The 5,748-nt window shown below is 58.3% G+C and carries 5 protein-coding genes; 4 read left to right on the forward strand and 1 reads right to left on the reverse strand.

Annotation, left to right across the window (positions count from 1 at the left end; translation table 11 throughout):
• Nucleotides 1-99: 99 nt before the first annotated feature.
• Nucleotides 100-261, reverse strand: coding sequence for a hypothetical protein (locus AKL27_RS28055; protein ID WP_157057136.1), 162 nt, complete (start codon nt 259-261; stop codon nt 100-102).
• 159 nt (nt 262-420) lie between these two features.
• On the opposite strand from AKL27_RS28055, the gene AKL27_RS26725 reads away from it, so the two are divergent.
• The 4 genes from AKL27_RS26725 to AKL27_RS26740 form a co-directional block, all read left to right on the forward strand.
• Complete coding sequence (locus AKL27_RS26725) at nt 421-1,902, forward strand: aldehyde dehydrogenase (RefSeq protein ID WP_050465948.1); 1,482 nt, start codon at nt 421-423, stop codon at nt 1,900-1,902.
• Between the two features lie 129 nt (nt 1,903-2,031).
• Nucleotides 2,032-3,498, forward strand: coding sequence for an FAD-dependent tricarballylate dehydrogenase TcuA (tcuA, locus tag AKL27_RS26730; RefSeq protein ID WP_050465949.1), 1,467 nt, complete (start codon nt 2,032-2,034; stop codon nt 3,496-3,498).
• Nucleotides 3,499-3,667: 169 nt separating this feature from the next.
• Nucleotides 3,668-4,927, forward strand: coding sequence for an ABC transporter substrate-binding protein (locus AKL27_RS26735; protein ID WP_050465950.1), 1,260 nt, complete (start codon nt 3,668-3,670; stop codon nt 4,925-4,927).
• 15 nt (nt 4,928-4,942) lie between these two features.
• The coding region (locus AKL27_RS26740; protein WP_232311127.1) for a LysR substrate-binding domain-containing protein at nt 4,943-5,748 on the forward strand (806 nt) is incomplete at its 3' end.

Raw genomic sequence — 5,748 nt, forward strand, 5'->3', positions numbered from 1 at the left:
CCGCTCTCCACAATATTGAAAGATGCGATGTCATTTTCCGCAGCGCGCGACTTGCTGTGACTGACATCATCAGGCTGCAAGTATTGGTCGATTGAACGGTCACCGCAAACGATAAGAATGAATGACCTTGTGCGTAAACCTCACAAGGCAGACACCGGCGTTGACAGGTGCGGCGCTGCCGGCGACATGTTTTTTTGCCCGCAGCGCAGCAAAAAATTCATGAGGCATTTTTGCCGGAAACGGCGAAAGCTGCAATTTCAAAGGCTTTGCGGCGTGTGTCGCGGATCTTCGAAACAGAGTTGATTCCAAATCGGCACAACCTCATTACTATTATTCGTTTGCTAGCGGGGCGGCAAAAAATCAATAATTTTCCATCGACAACAAGAACTGCACGCATTTCATTCTTTCAAGGAGCCCCGCATGGCGCAGCGCTATCAGTTATTCATCAACAACGAGTGGGTTGATCCGCTCTCCGGTCAATGGTTTGATTCACTCGATCCGTTCAGCGGCGAACCGTGGGCAGAAGTGCCACGGGCCAACAAGGACGATGTCGAGCGTGCCGTGGAAGCGGCATCGGCTGCCATGGAAGGTCCGTGGGGCAAGATGTCCGCCACCGATCGCGGCATGCTGTTGCACAAGCTGGGCAGCCTGATCGAGAAGCATGCCGATACCCTGACGCTGGCCGAGAGCCGCGACAACGGCAAGCTCAAGAGCGAAGTCGCCGGTCAGGTGCGTTACATGGCCAAGTATTTTTATTACTACGGCGGTCTGGCCGACAAGATTCAAGGCGCGGTGATTCCGATGGATAAGCCGAAAGTCTTCAACTATACCCGTTACGAACCGATGGGCGTGGTCGCTACCATTACGCCGTGGAATTCTTCGCTGTTGCTGACCGCTTGGAAGGTAGCACCGGCCTTGTGCGCCGGCAATACCATCATTGCCAAGCCATCCGAACACACTTCGGTATCCCTGCTGGAACTGGCCAAGCTGTTTGTCGAAGCCGGTTTCCCGCCGGGCGTATTCAACGTCATCACCGGTTTCGGCGGTGAGGTCGGCGAGCCGCTGGTGACGCACCCGAAGGTGCCGCGCATTGCCTTTACCGGCGGCGACGAAGGCGGACGCAAGGTGAACGTGCTCGGCGCGCAGCATTTCAAGCGCGTATCGCTGGAACTCGGCGGCAAGTCACCGCACATCATTTTTGATGACGCTGATCTGACGCGTGCCGCCAATGGGGTGATAACCGGTATTTTCTCGGCCGGCGGCCAGACTTGCATGGCCGGTTCGCGCCTGCTGTTGCAGGAAAGCATTCATGATGAGTTCGTCGAACGGCTGGTGGCCATCGCCAGCAAGGCCAAGCTCGGCGATCCGACCTTGCCTGACGTGCAGGTAGGTCCGGTGGCGACGCGTCCGCAATTCGACAAGGTCATGGAATATATTGCGATTGCCAAGAATGAAGGTGCACGTTGCGTGTTCGGCGGCAATGCCCGCACCGGCGAAGGCTTCGGCGCTGGTCAGTTCGTCGAGCCGACGATCTTCGTTGATGTCGACAACAGCATGCGCATTGCGCAGGAAGAAGTATTCGGTCCGGTGTTGTCGGTGATCAAGTTCAAGGATGAGGAAGATGCGATCCGCATCGCCAACGATATTCGCTTCGGCCTCGCCTCGGGAGTGTGGACTACCAGTCTGCACCGGGCCATGTTGATGACCTCCAGAATCAAGGCCGGCACGGTATGGGTCAACAATTATCGTTCCACCAGCTTCACCACGCCGTTCGGCGGTTACAAGGACAGCGGCACCGGACGGGAAGGCGGGATCGAAGCGGTCAAGGAATACCTCGAGACCAAGAGCGTCTGGATCTCGACCGACCTCGACATGCCTGATCCGTTCATCCGCAAGTATTGATCGGTATACCATGTGCGGCATAAGCCGCGCCGGGACCAATCGCAGCAACCGCAGTAATCGCAGCAATCAGGACGCGGCCGTCATGCGCAGGCATGGCGCGCCGGTGCCGCAACAGAACAGGTGGGCAACATGAATACACATGCAGCAGGATGGGATTTACTGGTGATCGGCAGCGGCATCTCGGGCTTGTCGGCGGCGGTTGCGGCCGCTACGGCCGGGGCGCGGGTGCTGGTGCTGGAACGTTCGGTGCCGGAAGAATTCGGCGGCAATACGCGCTGGACCGAATCGTATTTCCGCATGAAAAGCGATACCGAAGTCAGCGATGATTTTGAAGAGCTGCTGATCAGCAATGCCGGCTACAACCTGGATCCGAATATCGTGCAGGAAGTGGCGGGGGAATATGCCAACTGGCCATCCTACGTCAAGGCGCATGGCATGCCGGATCCGGAACTGATTTCAACCTTGTCGGCACTGGCCGGGCCGACCGTGCAGTGGCTGAAAAGCTTCGGCGTGCGCTTCGATACTTTGCCGACTTACTTTGTGACCGCCGCCGCGCCGCGTCTGATGCCGGTGGGCGGCGGGCTGGCCATGATCGAGGCGTTGCTGGCGCAGGCGCAAAAGATTGGCGTTGAATTCCGCTACCGGACGACGGCGACCAAAATGGAACGCGGCATGGCAGGCGGTGCGTTCAGCGTGACCGTGACCGATGCCGGCGGCGAACAACAGCAACTGGCGGCGACCAATGTCATGATCGCGTCGGGTGGATTTGAAGGCAACCCGGAAATGCTGACGCAATATCTGGGCAGCAGCGCCAAATTTGTACGACCGGTGGCGCGCGGCGGCTATTACAACCGCGGCGAAGGCATCCGCATGGCGCTGGCCGCCGGTGCCGCACCGGCCGGCGATTTCAGCTCGTATCACGCCGAACCGCTGGACCCGCGTTCGGCCGCCACCGAAGCACTGGTCATGAACTTTACCTATGGCGTGCTGATCAACAAGCGCGGCAAGCGCTTTCTCGATGAAGCGCCGGGGCCGGTCGATTTGCACTACGACCATATCTCACGCGACATCGGCGAGCAGCCGGACGGCATCGCCTACGTGGTGTTCGATCAACGCATCAACGATGTACCGAACTGGAAAAAGAGCATCCGCACCGATCAGCCGGCGATCCAGGCAGACACGCTGGAACAGTTGGCCGCTGCGTGCGGCTTGCCGGTGACGGCCTTCATGCGCACCATCGCGGAATACAACAACGCCTGCACCGATGGTGAATTCAAACCGCTGGAAGCCGATGGTCTGGCGACCCGGGGCCTCGATATCAACAAGTCGAACTGGTCGCGGCCGATCAGCGCCGGACCGTTTTATGCCTATCCGATCATTCCCGGCATCTGCTTCACCTACGGCGGTGTCAAGACCAACAAGCAGGCCCAGGTGATCGACCATGACGGTCGTCCGATTGCCGGTCTGTATGCCGCCGGTGAAGCCGCAGGACTGTATTACCAGGTGTATACCGGCGCCACCTCGGTCATGCGCGGCGCCGTGTTCGGCAAGATCGCCGGCGAACATGCCGCAGCCGCAAGCGGCCGCAGCGACTAGCACTTTCCGGCGGTCGCGGCCGGCATCCTGCCGCGACCGCCGGGTTTTCAGGCACGTAAAACAAGAAAGCGATGATCTGCGCTGTCGTCGCGGGCGATGGCTCGTCCGCAGATGCGGTATGCGGCGCGATTGCAGTCCGATATCTCATTTTTTCATTCAGGAGACACATATGAAAATCAAACAGGTTCTCAAGCATAACGGCAGTTCCCTGGCGCTCAAGGCCATCAGCGCAGTGGTTTGTTCCGGCTTGTTGCATGGCACTGCCATGGCACAGCCGCAAGGCATTTCCGATAACGTGGTGCGGATCGGCGTGCTGACCGACATGAGCGGCACGTTTTCCGACTTCGCCGGCAAAGGCGCGGTGGAAGCGGTGAAGATGGCGGTCGAGGATTTCGGCGGCAAGGTCAATGGCAAGCCGATCGAAGTGATTTTTGCCGATCACCTGAACAAGGCCGACATTGCCTCTTCCACGGCACGCGAGTGGATCGACCAGCGCAAGGTTGACATGATCACCGATATTTCCGGTTCGGCCACGGCACTGGCTACCATCAAGGTGGCGGCCGAGAAAAAGCGGATCGCCATCGTCAACGGCGCCGGCACCACGCGCGTGACCAATGAAGACTGTACGCCATTCAGTGTGCATTACAACCACGATACCGCCTCCATGGCCAATGTGGCGGGCAAGTACATTGTCAGGCAGGGCGGCACTACCTGGTATTTCCTGACGGCCGATTATTCCTTCGGTTACTCCTTGCAGGCCGATACCACAGCGGTGGTGGATGCCAACGGTGGCAAGGTGGTGGGCGCCGTCAAGCATCCGTTCAATACCTCGGATTTCTCGTCCTATCTGTTGCAGGCGCAAACCAGCGGTGCCAAGATCATCGGTCTGGCCAATGCCGGCGCCGACACCATCAATTCGATCAAGACCGCCTCCGAATTCGGCATGCTCAATTCCGGCAAGCAGAAATTCGCCGGCCTGCTGATGTTCATCAATGATGTCCATGCACTGGGTCTGAAGGCGGCGCAGGGGCTGTACATCACGGAAGCGTTCTATTGGGACCTCAACGACGAGACCCGCAAGTGGTCTGAACGCTTCTACAAACGCGTGGGCAAAATGCCATCGTCGATTCAGGCTGCCGACTATTCGTCGACCATGCAATACCTGAATGCCATCAAGGCCACCGGCACCGATGATGCGGAAACGGTCATCAAAAAGATGAAAGAAACCCCGATCAATGACTTCTATACCAAGAACGGCAAGATTCGCGCCGACGGCCGCATGGTGCATGACATGTATTTGATGCAGGTCAAGACGCCGGCGGAATCGAAGAAGCCATGGGACTACTATCACGTGCGCGCGACCGTGCCGGGTGACGAGGCTTATCCATCGATGGCCAGCGGCACTTGCGCCTTCGCCAGGAAACAATGAGCGCGATAGCCGTCGATGCGTAGAAAGATTCCCAGCATTACCGCATTGATGGCCTTCGAGGCGGCCGCGCGTTATGAAAATTTCTCACGCGCGGCAGAGGTATTGTCGCTGACCGAAGGCGCGATCAGTCGCCAGATCGCCGGGCTGGAAGATTTTCTGGCGCTGCGTCTGTTTCATCGGATTAAAAAGCGGGTGCAGCTGACCGATATCGGCAAAGCCTATTACGTCCATGTGCGCGAGGACCTGAACCGGCTTGAACGCAACACGCTCAGTGCCATGGCGTATCAGGACGGGCAGCAGATTCTGGAGCTGGCAGTGATTCCGACCTTCGCCACCAAATGGCTGATTCCGCGGCTGTCGGCATTCAGTCGTTTGCATCCGGCAATCGTGGTCAACCTCAGCGAACGGGCGCTGCCATTTCTGTTTGGCGATTCGGTATTCGACGCTGCCGTACATTATGAGCACCCGGCCTGGGCCGGCAACGCGCAGGAATTATTGTTCGATGAAGAACTGGTGCCGGTATGCAGTCCGCAATTGCTGGCCGGAAAAGCACAACTCAGCGTGGATGAACTGGCGACCTATCCCTTGCTGCACAAGAACACGCGGGAAGATGCCTGGCGTCACTGGTTCGATCAGCAAGGGTATCAGGGCCTCAACCCGGTGGGCGGGCCGCGCCATGATCTGTTTTCCATGATCATTCAGGCAGCCTGTTATGGTCGTGGCATCGCGCTGGTGCCGCGCTTGTATATCGAGGATGAACTCAAGAGCGGCGCCTTGCTGATACCGACCGATTTGCCGATCCGTGGTTTGAAGAAATATTG

The sequence above is a fragment of the Herbaspirillum autotrophicum genome (assembly GCF_001189915.1).
Taxonomy (GTDB): domain Bacteria; phylum Pseudomonadota; class Gammaproteobacteria; order Burkholderiales; family Burkholderiaceae_D; genus Herbaspirillum; species Herbaspirillum autotrophicum.

What these genes read in the sequence shown, in the direction of transcription:
- tcuA (WP_050465949.1), top strand. Translation starts at nt 2,032, where the DNA reads ATGAATACACATGCAGCAGGATGGGATTTACTGGTGATCGGCAGCGGC.
- AKL27_RS26725 (WP_050465948.1), top strand. Translation starts at nt 421, where the DNA reads ATGGCGCAGCGCTATCAGTTATTCATCAACAACGAGTGGGTTGATCCG.
- AKL27_RS26735 (WP_050465950.1), top strand. Translation starts at nt 3,668, where the DNA reads ATGAAAATCAAACAGGTTCTCAAGCATAACGGCAGTTCCCTGGCGCTC.